Below are 13,403 nucleotides of genomic sequence, written 5' to 3'. Positions count from 1 at the left end.
ACCGAGTTGTCCACAGTTTTGGACCAAGATCCACATGATTTCCCGGATCGCCGCACCGTGATTCCTGCGCGCACCGCTCGCGGCGAGTTCCGGGCGAGTTCATGGCCGGTTCCCGTTTGCGGGCGCGTATGGCCGGTTCGTATCGGCCGCCCTAGGGGGACCGCTCGCCGGTTCTCACCTGTCCGGGGTTCGCGGGGCCCGTGAGGGCCGCGCGGCACATGCTGCGAAGGGGGACGGGCCCGTGTCCCGAACCGTCACACACGATCCGCCGTCCGGAGCCGTCGGACGGCCCGGCGGACCGCTCATCGTCACCGAGGACACCGAGCTCCTCGACGACCTGCTGCGCCTGTGCGCGGCGGCCGGTGCGACGCCCGAGGTCCACCACGGGGTGCCCGAGCGCACGGGCGGCTGGGAGGCCGCGCCGCTGGTGCTGGTGGGCGACGACGCCGCACGGCGCGTGCGGGGCGCGGCGCGCCGGCGCGGAGTGGTGCTGGTCGGCCGCGACCAGGACGACCCGGGCGTCTGGCGGCGCGCCGTCGAGATCGGAGCCGACCACGTGCTGATGCTGCCCGACGGGGAGCAGTGGCTCGTCGACCGCATCGCCGACGTCGCCGAGGGCGCCGGCCGGCCCGCGCTCACCGTGGGCGTCATCGGCGGCCGGGGCGGAGCGGGAGCGTCCACACTGGCCTGCGCGCTCGCCGTCACCGCCGCGCGGGAGGGCCTGCGCACCCTGCTCGTGGACGCCGATCCGCTGGGCGGCGGGCTCGACGTGCTGCTCGGCGGGGAGGCGGCCGAGGGGCTGCGCTGGCCCGCGTTCGCCGCCTCGCGCGGCCGGGTCGGCGGGGGCGCGCTGGAGGAGTCGCTGCCCGAGCTGCACGCGCTGCGGGTGCTCAGCTGGGACCGCGGCGACTGCGTGGCCGTCCCGCCCCAGGCGGTCCGGGCGGTGCTGGCCGCCGCCCGCCGGGGCGGTGGCGCGGTGGTCGTCGACCTGCCCCGCCGGGTCGACGAAGGAGTCGCCGAGATCCTCGCCCAGCTCGACCTCGGGCTGCTCGTGGTCCCCGCCGAGCTGCGCGCGGTCGCCGCGGCCAAGCGGGTCGCGTCCGCGGTGGGCATGGTGCTGCGCGACCTGCGCGTGGCGGTACGGGGGCCGTACGCGCCCGGCCTCGACGACCGCGAGGTGGCCCGGCTGCTCGGACTGCCGCTGGCCGGCGAGGTCCCGGTGGAGTCCGGGCTGCGGGCCGGCGAGAGCGGGAAGCCGCCCGGCGCCGCCGCGCGGTCGCCGCTGGCCCGCTTCTGCACGGCCTTCTGGGAGCGGGCCCTGCTCGAGGCGGGTGCCGCGTGAGGGCGGCGCAGGAGCGGCGGCCGTCTCTCCGGCGGCCCGGTGCGTCCGCCGTGCCCGGTGCGTCCGCCGTGCCCGGTGCGTCCGCCGGGCCCGCTGCGCCCGCCGTGCCCGCTGCGCCCGGTGCGTCCGCCGTGCCCGGTGCGTCCGCCGTGCCCGCTGCGTCCGCCGGGCCCGCTGCGCCCGCCGTGCCCGGCGTGCGGGGCGGCCGGTGGCCCGCTGGCGGTGCCGTGCTGACCGGTGCGTCGCCGCCCGGTCCTGTGCTGCCTGGTGCCTCGCCGGCCGGTTCCGTGCCGCCCGGTCGCACGCTGTCCGGTGCCTCGCTGTCCGGTGCTGTGCCGGCCGGTCCCGCGCTGCCCGGGGAGCTGCTGGCCGGTGTGCGGCGCCGGCTTGCCGAGAGCGGCGCCGAGCCGACGCCCGCGCGCGTGGCGCAGGCGCTGCGCGAGCAGGGGCGGGTGCTGGGGGACGCGGAAGTGCTCGGAGCGGCCGAGCAGTTGCGGTCCGAGCTGATCGGCAGCGGGCCGCTGGAGCCGCTGCTCGCCGACCCCTCGGTCACCGACGTCCTGGTCTGTGCCCCCGACCGGGTGTGGGTGGACCGCGGCGGCGGACTGGAACGGGCCGGTGTGTCCTTTCCCGACGCGGCGTCCGTACGGCGCCTCGCGCAGCGTCTGGCCGCCGTGGCCGGACGCCGGCTCGACGACGCCCGGCCCTGGGTCGACGCCCGGCTGCCGGACGGCACCCGGCTGCACGCGGTGCTGCCCCCGGTCGCCGTCGGCTGCACCTGCCTGTCCCTGCGCGTCGTACGGCCGCGTGCCTTCACCCTCGGGGAGCTGGTGGCCGCCGGCACGGTCCCGCCCGGCGGCGACGGCGTGCTGCGGGCCCTGATGGCGGCGCGGCTGTCCTTCCTGATCAGCGGCGGCACCGGCAGCGGCAAGACCACCCTGCTGAGCGCGCTGCTCGGACTGGTCGGCCCGGGCGAACGGATCGTGCTCGCCGAGGACTCCGCGGAACTGCGGCCCGACCACCCCCACGTCGTCCGGCTGGAGACCAGGCCCCCCAACCAGGAGGGCGCGGGCCTGGTCACGCTCGAGGACCTGGTGCGGCAGGCGCTGCGCATGCGGCCGGACCGGCTGGTCGTCGGCGAGGTCCGCGGAGGCGAGGTCGTCCATCTGCTGGCCGCGCTGAACACCGGCCATGACGGCGGCTGCGGCACCGTGCACGCGAACGCCGCCGCGGACGTGCCCGCCCGGCTGGAGGCGCTCGGCACGGCGGCCGGGCTGGACCGGGCCGCGCTGCACAGCCAGTTGGCGGCCGCGCTGTCGGTGGTGCTGCACCTGGTGCGGGACCGCGCCGGGCGGCGCCGGATCGCCGAGGTGCGGGTGCTGGAGCGGGACGCGTCCGGTCTGGTGCGGACGGTGCCCGCGCTGCGCTGGGGCAGCCGGGCGTTCGTCCGGGAGCCCGGGTGGGAGCGGCTGCGGGGGCTGCTCGACCCCGGGGCGGCTTCGGGAGGGGGCGGAGATGTCGCTCGGGGGAGGGGTGGAGATGTCGTATGAGTCGTCCTTGACCGCGGTGGCCCTGGGGGTGCGGTCCGCGGGCGGTGCCTGGCCGGGGCCGGAGGCGGACCCGGTGCCGACGGCGGTGGCCGTCCTGTGCGCCGGGGCGGCGGTGTGGCTGTTCGGCGGACGGCGCCCGGGAGCGCGCCGGGCCCGGCTGCTGTTCGCGGGCGGCGCCGCGGTGGCTACCGGGCCACCGGCACGGGTGTGGACGCTGAGCGAACTGGCCCGCCTGCGGCGGCGATTGCGGCCCGAGTGGTGGGCGCCGGCCGCGGGGCTGGTGCTGGCGGTGCTCGGCGCCTCCGTGCTGCCGGTCGCCGCGGGGGCGGCCGCGGTGCCGCTGCTGCGGCGGACCCGGCTGGCCCGGGCCGCCCGCCGGGCACGGGAGCGGCGCGCGGACGCGGTGATCGCCCTGTGCGGGGCGCTCACCGGGGAGGTGCGGGCCGGGCGGCAGCCCGCCGAGGCGCTGCTGCGCGCCGCGCGGGACTCCGGTGGCCTGGGGGACGCCCAGGCGGCGGTGCTCGCCGCGGCCCGCTTCGGCGGGGACGTGCCCGGCGCGCTGGCCGCGGCGGCGCGGCAGCCGGGAGCCGAGGGACTGCGGGGACTCGCCGCCTGCTGGCGGGTGGCCGTGGACCAGGGCGCGGGCCTGACCGCCGGACTGGACCGCCTCGAAGGCGCGTTGCGCGCCGAACGCGACCAACGGGCCGAACTGCGCGCCCAGCTGGCGGGCGCCCGCGCCACCGCGCTGATGCTCGCCGGCCTGCCGGCCCTGGGCCTGCTGCTGGGCACCGCCATGGGCGCCGACCCCCTGCGCGTGCTGCTGCACACCACGGCGGGCCTGGGCTGTCTGCTGGTCGGAGGGGCGCTGGAGGCCGCGGGGCTGTGGTGGGCCCTGCGCATCGTGCGACGGGCGGAGTCGGCATGAGTGCCGAAGTCGTCCACAGGCTGGGGACGGTAGAGGGAGCAGCGGCGCTCCTGGTGCTCCTGCTCCTGATCGTGGTGCCGTTGGTGCGGTGGTCGGTGTCGGTGCGCCGCGGGCGCGCGGCGCGACGGCGGACGGCCTCGCTGCTGGGCGCCGAAGCGCCGCCGGCGGCCGAACGCCGGTGGTTGGGGCGGTGGTCGACCGCATCCACCGCCGTTCGGAAGCTGCCGGTGCCGGCCGTGGTCGCGCTCGCGGGGTGGGTCGTGGTGGGCGGAGCCACCGGGGCGCTGGCCGGGACGGCGGGCGCGGCGGGGCTGTGGTGGTGGGAGCGGTGCCGGGCTGCGGTACGGCCCGCCGAGGGGTTCGACGAGGCCGAGGCCGCCCGCCAACTCCCGCTCGCCGCCGATCTCGTGGCCGCCTGCATCGCGGCCGGAGCCGGTCCGGTGATCGCGGCCCAGGCCGTCGGCGAGGCGCTGGGCGGGCCCGTCGGACAGGGGCTGGCGCGCGGAGCCGCCGAGGTACGGCTCGGCGGTGAACCGTCCGACGCCTGGCGGGGGCTCGCCGCGATACCGGGAGCCGGTGCGCTGGCCCGCCTGCTGGACCGGGCCGACGAGTCCGGTCTGCCCGCCGCCGGGCCGGCCGCCCGGCTCGCCGCGGACGTGCGCGCCGACCGGGCGCGTGCCGCCACCGCCCGGGCCCGCAGGGCGGCCGTGCTGGTCAGCGCGCCGGTCGGGTTGTGCTTCCTGCCCGCCTTCGTCGCGGTCGGCGTGCTGCCCGTGCTGATCGGACTCGCGGGCGGGCTGCTGAGCGGAGGTGGTGGCTGAGAGGGCGGCGAGTACGGCACCGAGCGGCGGGCGGCGACGAGCGCGCTCGCGGACGACGACCAACCAACCAGGAACTCACGGGGGTTGAGATGTACGGAAAGGCACGGGCACGGCTGTGTGCCCTGGTGGGCCGGATGCGGCGGGACGCGGGGATGGTCACCTCCGAGTACGCGATGGGGATCATCGCGGCGGTGGCCTTCGCGGTGCTGCTCTACGAGGTGGTGACGAGCGGGCAGGTCAGGACGGAGCTGCAGAACATCGTGAGGCGGGCGCTCAGTGCGCGGACGTGAACGCCGGGGCGGGCGGTGCGGTGACCGGGGGTTCGTGACGGCGGAGGCCGCGATGGTCCTGCCCGTGCTGGTGCTGGTGGTCACCGCCCTGGTGTGGGGGCTGCTGGTGGTCCTCGCGCAGATCGAGTGCGTGGACGCGGCACGGGCGGGCGCCCGGGCGGCCGCCCGCCAGGACCCGGACGGGGCGGTCACCGCGCTGGCCCGGGGCGTGGCGCCGCGCGGCGCGAGGGTGACCGTGGCCCGGGAGGGCGACCAGGTCCGGGTGGTCGTCGTGGCCGACCCGCCGGGGATGGGCGCGCTGCCCTTCGAGCTGAGGGAGGAGGCCGTGGCGGAGGCCGAGCAGACGGCGGTGCCGGGGGCCGGGCGGGAGGCGGGACGATGAGACGTGTGCTGCGCCGGTGCCGGCTTCTGTGCCGGGGCCGGTTCCCGCTCCTTCCGCCGGCCGAGCGCGACCGTGGGTCGGCCACCGTGTGGAGCGTGGGGGCGGTCGCGCTGCTCTGCGTGGTGTTCGGTGCCGGTCTCGCCCTCGGGCAGGCCGTGGTCACCCGGCACCGGGCGGCCGGGGCCGCCGACCTGGCGGCGCTGGCGGCGGCCGGCCACTGGGCGGAGGGCGGCACGGCGGCCTGCGCCCGCGCGGACCGGGTGGCGCGGGCCCAGGGCGGCACGCTCGTCCGGTGCGTGATCGTGGGCGACACCTCCGACGTCACGGCGCTGTCGGAACGCGGACCGTTCACGGCCCGCGTGCGGGCGAGAGCGGGCCCGCCGGGCCCGCCGGACCGGCCGGGACCACTGGGTCCACCGGACCGGCCGGGACCACTGGGTCCGCCTGGTCCTTCCGGGGCGCAGAGTCCGCCGGCTCGCTGAGCCGAGCGGGCCCGCCGTCACCCGCGTGGGCTAAGCGCCGGTGTCCTTTTCCTGGCGGTCCTGGGATTCCTGCCGTTTCTGCCGTTCCTCGGATTCTTCGGGCTTCTCGGGTTCCTCCGGTACTTCCGGTGCGCCCTTCACCAGCACCGTCAGCAGCCGCACGGCGCCGCGCTTGTGCAGCGGGTCGTTGCCGTTGCCGCACTTGGGGGACTGGATGCAGGAGGGGCAGCCGGCGTCGCACTCGCAGGACGCGATGGCCTCGCGGGTGGCGGTGAGCCAGGCCCGGGCGGTGTGGAAGGCGCGCTCGGCGAAGCCCGCTCCGCCGGGGTGGCCGTCGTAGACGAAGACCGTGGGCAGCAGCGTGTCCGGGTGCAGCGGCACGGAGACGCCGCCGATGTCCCAGCGGTCGCAGGTGGCGAACAGCGGCAGCATGCCGATGGAGGCGTGCTCGGCGGCGTGCAGCGCGCCCCCGAGGATCTCCGGGGCGATCCGCGCCTCGTCGAGCTGGTCCTCGGTGACCGTCCACCACACCGCGCGGGTGCGCAGCGTACGAGGAGGGAGGTCGAGCTTCGACTCGCCCAGCACTTCACCGGTGATGACCCGCCTGCGCAGGAAGGAGACCACCTGGTTGGTGACCTCGACCGAGCCGTAGCACAGGCGGCCCGCGCCCCAGGGCACCTCGACGTCCGTCTCCAGGACGGAGATCGACGTCGTGTCCCGGGCGACCGTCGTGTACGGCGGATCGGCCCGCTCGACCAGGGCCACCGAGTCCGCGAGATCCAGGGAGCGCACCAGGTACGTGCGGCCCTGGTGCAGGTGGACGGCGCCCTCGTGCACCGTGGTGTGCGCGGCGGCCTCGTCGACCGTGCCGAGCAGCCGGCCGGTGCCGGCCTCGACGATCTGCACCGGCCGTCCGCCCGCGCCGCGGATGTCGGCCAGGTCCGCGGCCCGCTCCCGGCGCGTCCAGTGCCAGGCCCTGGTCCTGCGGCGCAGCAGCTTCGCGGCCTCCAGCTGCGGCAGCAGCTCCCGCCCGGTGGGGCCGAACAGGTCCAGGTCCTCGTCGGTGAGCGGCAGCTCGGCGGCGGCGGCGCACAGGTGCGGGGCCAGGACGTAAGGGTTGTCGGGGTCGAGGACCGTGGATTCCACCGGCTGGTCGAACAGCGCCTCCGGATGGTGCACGAGGAAGGTGTCCAGCGGGTCGTCCCGGGCGACCAGCACCGCCAGCGCCCCCTGGCCGGCCCGGCCCGCCCGGCCCGCCTGCTGCCACAGCGAGGCGCGGGTCCCCGGATACCCGGCGATCACCACGGCGTCCAGACCGGAGACGTCGACCCCCAGCTCCAGCGCGGTCGTGGCGGCCAGACCGAGCAGTTCGCCGGAGTGCAGGGCGCGTTCCAGGGCGCGGCGCTCCTCGGGGAGGTAGCCGCCCCGGTAGGCCGCGACACGCCCGGCCAGCGGACGATCGATCTCCGCCAGCCGCTCCTGGGCGATCACCGAGATCAGCTCGGCGCCGCGCCGGGAGCGCACGAAGGCGACCGAGCGGACGCCCTGCAGGGTGAGGTCGGTCAGCAGGTCCGCGGTCTCGGCGGTGGCCGTGCGGCGGACCGGGGCGCCCTTCTCGCCCCGCAGTTCGGTGAGCGGGGGCTCCCACAGGGCGAACACCAGTTCACCGCGGGGTGAGGCGTCGTCGGCCACCTCGACCACGCGCAGGCCGGTGAGCCGCCGGGCGGCCACCGCCGGCTCCGCCGCGGTCGCGGAGGCCAGCAGGAAGACCGGGGAGGCGCCGTACCGCGCGCACAGGCGGCGCAGGCGCCGCAGCACCTGGGCGACGTGCGAGCCGAAGACCCCCCGGTAGGTGTGGCACTCGTCGATCACCACGTACTTCAGGGATCGCAGGAAGGAGGACCAGCGCGGGTGGGAGGGCAGGATCCCGCGGTGCAGCATGTCGGGGTTGGTCAGGACGTAGTTGGCGTACTGGCGGATCCACTCCCGTTCCTCGACCGGGGTGTCGCCGTCGTACACGGCCGGGCGCACGGCGTTGCCCAGGGGCCGGGCCAGCTCCCGCACGGCGCGGCACTGGTCGGCCGCCAGTGCCTTGGTGGGGGCCAGGTAGAGGGCGGTGGCGCCGCGGCCGTTGGCGGCCTCGGCGCCGTCCAGGAGGGTGGAGAGCACCGGGACGAGATAGGCGAGCGACTTGCCCGAGGCGGTGCCGGTGGCCACGACCACGCTCTCGCCGTCGAGGGCGTGCTCCGCGGCGCGTGCCTGGTGGGCCCACGGGTGTGCGATTCCGCAGCTCTGGACGGCCGCGATGACCTCCGGCCGAATCCGGTCGGGCCAGACGGCATGGCGACCCGCCCGCGGGGGCAAGTGCTCCGTATGAGTGATGCGCGCAGCCCGGCTCGGCCCGGAGGCGAGCCGGTCCAGAACCGCGCCCGGTGTCAGGCGGGTTGCGGGGTCCGTCGGGGATCGATCGGATCGGTGATTCTTGGCCATCGGCACCGAGTGTGTCACCGGCGTGACGGACAATGGAGCCAAGGCGTCGTGCACGCCTGCCGGTAAGTGATTGAATGCCATCGCGGCTGGCGAACCGTCCCGGGGGCTTCAAGCCGAGGTGCCCGAGGGGCGACCGCTCGATAGCAAGGTGCTGGAGGATCCGTGGACCTGTCCCTGTCGACCCGTACCGTCGGCGATCGTACGGTCGTCGAGGTCGGTGGCGAAATCGACGTATATACCGCGCCCAAGCTGCGCGAGCAGCTGGTCGAGCTGGTGAACGACGGGAATTTCCACCTCGTCGTTGACATGGAGGGCGTGGACTTCCTCGACTCCACCGGGCTCGGCGTGCTGGTCGGTGGTCTGAAGCGAGTGCGTGCCCATGAGGGCTCGCTGCGCCTGGTCTGCAACCAGGAGCGCATTCTCAAGATCTTCCGCATCACCGGCCTGACCAAGGTGTTCCCCATTCACAGCTCGGTCGAGGAAGCGGTGGCGGCCACCGACTGACCGCCGGTCCCGGGCCGGCGGCCCGGGGTGGAGGAAGTATCCGCGGGGGACCGGGCCCGAGTGCGGCCCGGCCCCTCGCGTAGCACGCCCGTAGCTCAGAGGGGGATGCATGGCCACCGTCGAACTCCGCTTCAGCGCGCTGCCCGAACACGTCAGGACCGCCCGTCTGGTGGCGGCAGCGGTGGCGCGCAGGGCCGGAGTGGACGAGGCCGCCCTCGACGAGGTGCGGCTCGCCGTCGGTGAGGCCTGCAGCCGTGCCGTCGGGCTGCACCAGAACAGCGGGATCGTGGCACCGGTGAAGGTGCTGTTGATCGAGGAGGAGAAACAGTTCTCCATCGAGGTCGGCGACGAGGCGCGGCACGCGTCGCACGCCGCCGGGGGCGCCCCGGGGGCCGCGGACGAGGCCGAGGAGGACGAGATGGGCCTCGCGGTCATCAGCGGCCTCGTCGACGACGTGCAGGTCTCGGCCGGCGAGCACGGCGGGTCCATCAGGATGACCTGGCCGACCACACCGCCGCCCGCGGAACTCACCTGACCCGAGCGGCCCACCCGCCCAACGCGCCCGGACCGCCCGCCTGTCCGGGCTCCGACCGTCCGGACCGCCCGCTCGGGCCGTCCGCCTGACCGGGACGGCGCACCCGTTCGGCCGAGCCCGGACCGCCCGCCCTGTCCGAGCTCGGGCCGCCGCCCGGGACCCGCCGTCCGGACCGCCCGGGACCACCCACCCGCGGACCGCCCGGGACCACCCACCCGCCGACCGCTCGGCCGAGTCGGGGTCGCCTCCGGCACCGCCCCGTCTGTCCCCGTTGTGATCCCCTGTCCCGGTCCGGGCCGCCCGTCCGCAGTCCGTTCCCGCGCGAAGTGAACGCACGTCGTCCGTTCGCGCTGCGAACCGTTCGTTCGCCGGCGGCGCGCCGCCCGTTCGGCCGCGGGGCCGCCTCCGGTCCCGGCGCCACTACCGAAGGGCCCCGCCGAAGGGGGGCCTTCGGCATGTCGGTATGACGGCGACCAGGCATACAGTAGGCGTACAGCGATTTCGTGAATTCCTTCACGATCAATAGGCCGATAATGGATCAAGCGTCAATGCTTCAGGGGCATTACCGCTTTCGGGTTCCGTGAGGGCAGGCCGATCATTTGCTGAGGAGCATGTGAAGGCCGATTCCCTTTACCGCGCACTGTTTTGATCGTGTTCCGGTACCTACAATCCGTCCACATCTTGAGCTCAGCCCAAGCGTCAAGGAGGACGAATGGCGGGGCTTTCTACCCCTCATCAGTTGGGCCAACCCACAACCCTCGCAGCCGCGGTGCTCACCGACGACAATCGCATCATCGTGGCGGTGATCGCGGTCGTCGCGCTGGCCGCGCTCGTGGTCGCCGGCGTCCTGGTGCGCCAGGTGCTCGCGGCGGGCGAGGGCACCGACAGCATGAAGAAGATCGCGGAAGCGGTGCAGGAAGGCGCCAAGGCCTATCTGGGCCGTCAGCTGCGCACCCTCGGCGTTTTCGCCGTCGTGGTGTTCTTCCTGCTCATGCTGCTGCCCGCGGACGACTGGAATCAGCGCGCCGGACGGTCGGTGTTCTTCCTGATCGGCGCCGCCTTCTCGGCCGCCACCGGTTATATCGGCATGTGGCTCGCCGTACGCACCAACGTGCGTGTCGCCGCGGCGGCCCGGGAGGCGACTCCGGCGGAAGGCGAGCCCGAAAAGGATCTCACCGCCGTCTCGCACAAAGCCATGAAGATCGCATTCCGCACGGGCGGCGTCGTCGGCATGTTCACGGTGGGGCTCGGCCTGCTGGGCGCCTCCTGTGTGGTGCTGGTGTACGCGGCCGACGCGCCGAAGGTGCTCGAGGGCTTCGGCCTCGGCGCGGCGCTCATCGCGATGTTCATGCGGGTCGGCGGCGGCATCTTCACCAAGGCCGCCGACGTCGGCGCCGACCTGGTCGGCAAGGTCGAGCAGGGCATTCCGGAGGACGATCCGCGCAATGCCGCGACCATCGCCGACAACGTGGGCGACAACGTCGGCGACTGCGCCGGTATGGCGGCGGACCTCTTCGAGTCGTACGCCGTCACGCTGGTCGCCGCGCTGATCCTCGGCAAGGCGGCCTTCGGCAACGACGGGCTCGCCTTCCCGCTGCTGGTGCCGGCGATCGGCGTGATCACGGCCATGATCGGCATCTTCGCGGTGGCACCGCGCCGGGCCGACCGCAGCGGCATGTCCGCGATCAACCGCGGCTTCTTCATCTCCGCGGTGATCTCGCTCGCGCTGGTCGCGGTGGCCGTCTACACCTATCTCCCGTCCAGGTACTCCGATCTGACCGGTGTCGGCGACGCGGCCATCAGCGGCAAGGACGGCGATCCGCGCGTCCTGGCGCTGGTCGCCGTGGCCATCGGCATCCTGCTGGCCGCCGTGATCCAGCAGCTGACCGGCTACTTCACCGAGACCAGCCGGCGTCCCGTCCGGGACATCGGCAAGACCTCCCTCACCGGCCCGGCCACCGTCGTCCTCGCCGGCATCTCCGTCGGCCTGGAGTCGGCCGTCTACACCGCCCTGCTGATCGGCCTCGGCGTCTACGGGGCGTTCCTGCTCGGCGGTACGTCGATCATGCTGGCGCTGTTCGCGGTGGCGCTGGCCGGCACCGGCCTGCTCACCACGGTCGGCGTGATCGTCGCCATGGACACCTTCGGCCCGGTCTCCGACAACGCGCAGGGCATCGCGGAGATGTCCGGCGACGTCGAGGGCGCCGGGGCGCAGGTGCTCACCAACCTGGACGCGGTGGGCAACACCACCAAGGCCATCACCAAGGGCATCGCCATCGCCACCGCCGTCCTGGCGGCCTCGGCGCTGTTCGGGTCCTACCGCGACGCGATCACCACCGGGGCGCAGGACGTGGGCGAGAGACTCTCCGGGGCGGGCGCTCCGCTGAGCCTGATGATGGACATCTCGCAGCCCAACAACCTCGTCGGGCTCATCGCCGGCGCGGCGGTCGTCTTCCTCTTCTCGGGGCTGGCGATCAACGCGGTGTCGCGGTCGGCGGGTGCGGTGGTGTTCGAGGTGCGACGGCAGTTCCGCGAGAAGCCCGGGATCATGGACTTCAGCGAGAAGCCCGAGTACGGCAAGGTCGTCGACATCTGCACCAAGGACGCCCTGCGCGAACTGGCCACCCCGGGACTGCTCGCCGTGATGGCGCCGATCTTCATCGGCTTCACGCTCGGCGTCGGCGCGCTCGGCTCCTACCTCGCGGGCGCCATCGGCGCGGGCACGCTGATGGCGGTGTTCCTCGCCAACTCCGGCGGCGCCTGGGACAACGCCAAGAAACTCGTCGAGGACGGCCACCACGGCGGCAAGGGCAGCGAGGCCCACTCCGCCACCGTCATCGGCGACACGGTCGGCGATCCCTTCAAGGACACCGCCGGTCCCGCGATCAACCCGCTGCTGAAGGTGATGAACCTGGTGTCGCTGCTGATCGCGCCCGCGGTCATCAAGTTCAGCTACGGCGACGACAAGAACCTCGGCGTACGGATCGGCATCGCGGTCCTCGCGCTGATCGTCATCGTCGGCGCGGTCTACGTCTCCAAGCGGCGCGGAATCGCCGTGGGTGACGAGGACGACGCCGAGCGGGTGTCCAAGCCGGCCGATCCCGCGGTGGTGTCGTAGGCGGTTTCGTTCCGGCCCGGTTCGAGCGGCGGGCGGGCGGCGCGCACCACGCGTCGCCCGCCCGCCGTCTGCGCGGACGCGCCGTCCCCGTGAGCCTTCTCTCGCTTGGTGCAAATGGCTGCAAGACGGGTCGTACCGGGCGTCCGACTCCCGGTTGTCGCCCATACGGCGTGTATGTTCCGGGGCCGAGAGCCATGGAAGGGACCAAACCGGTGAACAAGAAGCTCGCGGCCGCGCTGTCCGGCGGTGCGGTACTGGTACTGGCACTGACGGGATGCAGCAGCAACGGCGGCGACGACAAGAACGACGCGCTGAACTCCTGGGCCAAGCAGGTGTGCGACGCGGTGCAGCCGCAGGCGAAGAAGATCGAGGCCGCCAGCGCCGCGATCCAGAAGGAGACCTCCGACAACAGCCCGACGAAGACCGTGCAGAAGACCGACGCACAGGCCTTCCAGGACATGGCCGACGCCTACAAGGCGATCGGCGCCGCGGTGAACCGGGCCGGCGCCCCCGACGTCGACAACGGCCGCAAGAAGCAGCAGGACGCCGTCAAGGAGCTCAACGCGCTCAGCGCCTCCTACGTCTCCCTGAAGCAGCAGGTGGACAAGCTGAACACCAAGGACCAGGCGAAGTTCGCCGACGGTCTGAAGGAGATCGCCACCCAGCTGGACAAGCTGAGCAGGACCGGCAGCGACGCCCTGAAGAACCTCGAGGAGGGCGACGTCGGCAAGGCGATGGCCCGGCAGCCGAGCTGCAAGTCCGCCGCGTCCTCGGCGAGCGCCCCGGCGACCAACGGCTGACCCGGGCGCCCGGGGCCGTACCCGCGGGCGCCCGGCACGCCGTACGTCCGGGCCCGCGCGGCCTTGGACCCGCGGGCGCCGGGACGCCGTAACCTCCGGGCCCGCGAGGCGCCGTACGTCCGGGCCCGCGAGGCCCCGGGCCCGCCGGCCGCCCGGACCCGCCG

Annotated in this window: 12 protein-coding genes; 11 read left to right on the top strand and 1 reads right to left on the bottom strand. The window is 74.6% G+C overall.

Annotated elements, in window-relative coordinates; genetic code table 11:
* The first annotated feature begins 241 nt into the window (after positions 1–241).
* From ssd to ACI2LW_RS08980, 7 genes are all read left to right on the top strand, one after another.
* Entirely contained in the window at positions 242–1,342 is a 1,101-nt protein-coding gene (gene ssd, locus ACI2LW_RS09010; RefSeq protein WP_404730507.1) for a septum site-determining protein Ssd, read from the top strand.
* Positions 1,343–1,674: 332 nt separating this feature from the next.
* On the top strand, positions 1,675–2,892 hold the full coding sequence (locus ACI2LW_RS09005) for a TadA family conjugal transfer-associated ATPase (protein ID WP_404730506.1): 1,218 nt from the start codon (positions 1,675–1,677) through the stop codon (positions 2,890–2,892).
* Positions 2,882–3,817 carry a type II secretion system F family protein gene (locus ACI2LW_RS09000; protein ID WP_404730505.1) on the top strand — a complete coding sequence of 312 codons (936 nt, stop codon included), beginning with the start codon at positions 2,882–2,884 and terminating at the stop codon, positions 3,815–3,817. Before ACI2LW_RS09005 ends, ACI2LW_RS09000 begins: the two co-directional genes overlap by 11 nt.
* Positions 3,814–4,638: a type II secretion system F family protein gene (locus ACI2LW_RS08995; RefSeq protein ID WP_404730504.1), complete on the top strand. Its 825-nt coding sequence runs from the start codon at positions 3,814–3,816 to the stop codon at positions 4,636–4,638. The genes ACI2LW_RS09000 and ACI2LW_RS08995 overlap by 4 nt, the downstream gene beginning before the upstream one ends.
* An 89-nt stretch (positions 4,639–4,727) precedes the next feature.
* Positions 4,728–4,928 carry a DUF4244 domain-containing protein gene (locus ACI2LW_RS08990; protein WP_404730503.1) on the top strand — a complete coding sequence of 67 codons (201 nt, stop codon included), beginning with the start codon at positions 4,728–4,730 and terminating at the stop codon, positions 4,926–4,928.
* Positions 4,915–5,310: a TadE family type IV pilus minor pilin gene (locus ACI2LW_RS08985; protein WP_404730502.1), complete on the top strand. Its 396-nt coding sequence runs from the start codon at positions 4,915–4,917 to the stop codon at positions 5,308–5,310. Before ACI2LW_RS08990 ends, ACI2LW_RS08985 begins: the two co-directional genes overlap by 14 nt.
* Positions 5,311–5,405: 95 nt before the next feature.
* Positions 5,406–5,792: an Rv3654c family TadE-like protein gene (locus ACI2LW_RS08980; protein ID WP_404730501.1), complete on the top strand. Its 387-nt coding sequence runs from the start codon at positions 5,406–5,408 to the stop codon at positions 5,790–5,792.
* 30 nt (positions 5,793–5,822) lie between these two features.
* On the opposite strand, the gene ACI2LW_RS08975 is transcribed toward ACI2LW_RS08980, so the two are convergent.
* On the bottom strand, positions 5,823–8,363 hold the full coding sequence (locus tag ACI2LW_RS08975) for a DEAD/DEAH box helicase (protein ID WP_404730500.1): 2,541 nt from the start codon (positions 8,361–8,363) through the stop codon (positions 5,823–5,825).
* An 81-nt stretch (positions 8,364–8,444) separates the two neighbouring features.
* Between ACI2LW_RS08975 and bldG the strand changes: the two genes are divergently transcribed.
* The 4 genes from bldG to ACI2LW_RS08955 all read left to right on the top strand — a co-directional run bounded on the left by bldG (position 8,445) and on the right by ACI2LW_RS08955 (position 13,239).
* Complete coding sequence (gene bldG, locus ACI2LW_RS08970) at positions 8,445–8,786, top strand: anti-sigma factor antagonist BldG (RefSeq protein ID WP_404730499.1); 342 nt, start codon at positions 8,445–8,447, stop codon at positions 8,784–8,786.
* Between the two features lie 109 nt (positions 8,787–8,895).
* Complete coding sequence (locus ACI2LW_RS08965) at positions 8,896–9,321, top strand: ATP-binding protein (protein WP_404730498.1); 426 nt, start codon at positions 8,896–8,898, stop codon at positions 9,319–9,321.
* A 712-nt stretch (positions 9,322–10,033) separates the two neighbouring features.
* Positions 10,034–12,439 (top strand): sodium-translocating pyrophosphatase, encoded by a 2,406-nt coding sequence (locus ACI2LW_RS08960; protein ID WP_404730497.1) that lies wholly within the window; start codon positions 10,034–10,036, stop codon positions 12,437–12,439.
* 194 nt (positions 12,440–12,633) lie between these two features.
* Positions 12,634–13,239: a small secreted protein gene (locus tag ACI2LW_RS08955; RefSeq protein WP_404730496.1), complete on the top strand. Its 606-nt coding sequence runs from the start codon at positions 12,634–12,636 to the stop codon at positions 13,237–13,239.
* The last annotated feature ends 164 nt before the right edge of the window (positions 13,240–13,403 follow it).

The sequence above is a fragment of the Streptomyces sp. NPDC004065 genome (assembly GCF_044903565.1).
Classification (GTDB): domain Bacteria; phylum Actinomycetota; class Actinomycetes; order Streptomycetales; family Streptomycetaceae; genus Streptomyces.
Note: the sequence above shows the minus strand (reverse complement) of the source record. Positions and strands in the feature narration are given on the sequence as shown.

What these genes read in the sequence shown, in the direction of transcription:
- ACI2LW_RS09000 (WP_404730505.1), top strand. Translation starts at nt 2,882, where the DNA reads ATGTCGTATGAGTCGTCCTTGACCGCGGTGGCCCTGGGGGTGCGGTCC.
- ACI2LW_RS08995 (WP_404730504.1), top strand. Translation starts at nt 3,814, where the DNA reads ATGAGTGCCGAAGTCGTCCACAGGCTGGGGACGGTAGAGGGAGCAGCG.
- ACI2LW_RS08990 (WP_404730503.1), top strand. Translation starts at nt 4,728, where the DNA reads ATGTACGGAAAGGCACGGGCACGGCTGTGTGCCCTGGTGGGCCGGATG.
- ACI2LW_RS08975 (WP_404730500.1), bottom strand. Translation starts at nt 8,363, where the DNA reads ATGGCATTCAATCACTTACCGGCAGGCGTGCACGACGCCTTGGCTCCA.
- ACI2LW_RS08965 (WP_404730498.1), top strand. Translation starts at nt 8,896, where the DNA reads ATGGCCACCGTCGAACTCCGCTTCAGCGCGCTGCCCGAACACGTCAGG.
- ACI2LW_RS08960 (WP_404730497.1), top strand. Translation starts at nt 10,034, where the DNA reads ATGGCGGGGCTTTCTACCCCTCATCAGTTGGGCCAACCCACAACCCTC.
- ACI2LW_RS08955 (WP_404730496.1), top strand. Translation starts at nt 12,634, where the DNA reads ATGGAAGGGACCAAACCGGTGAACAAGAAGCTCGCGGCCGCGCTGTCC.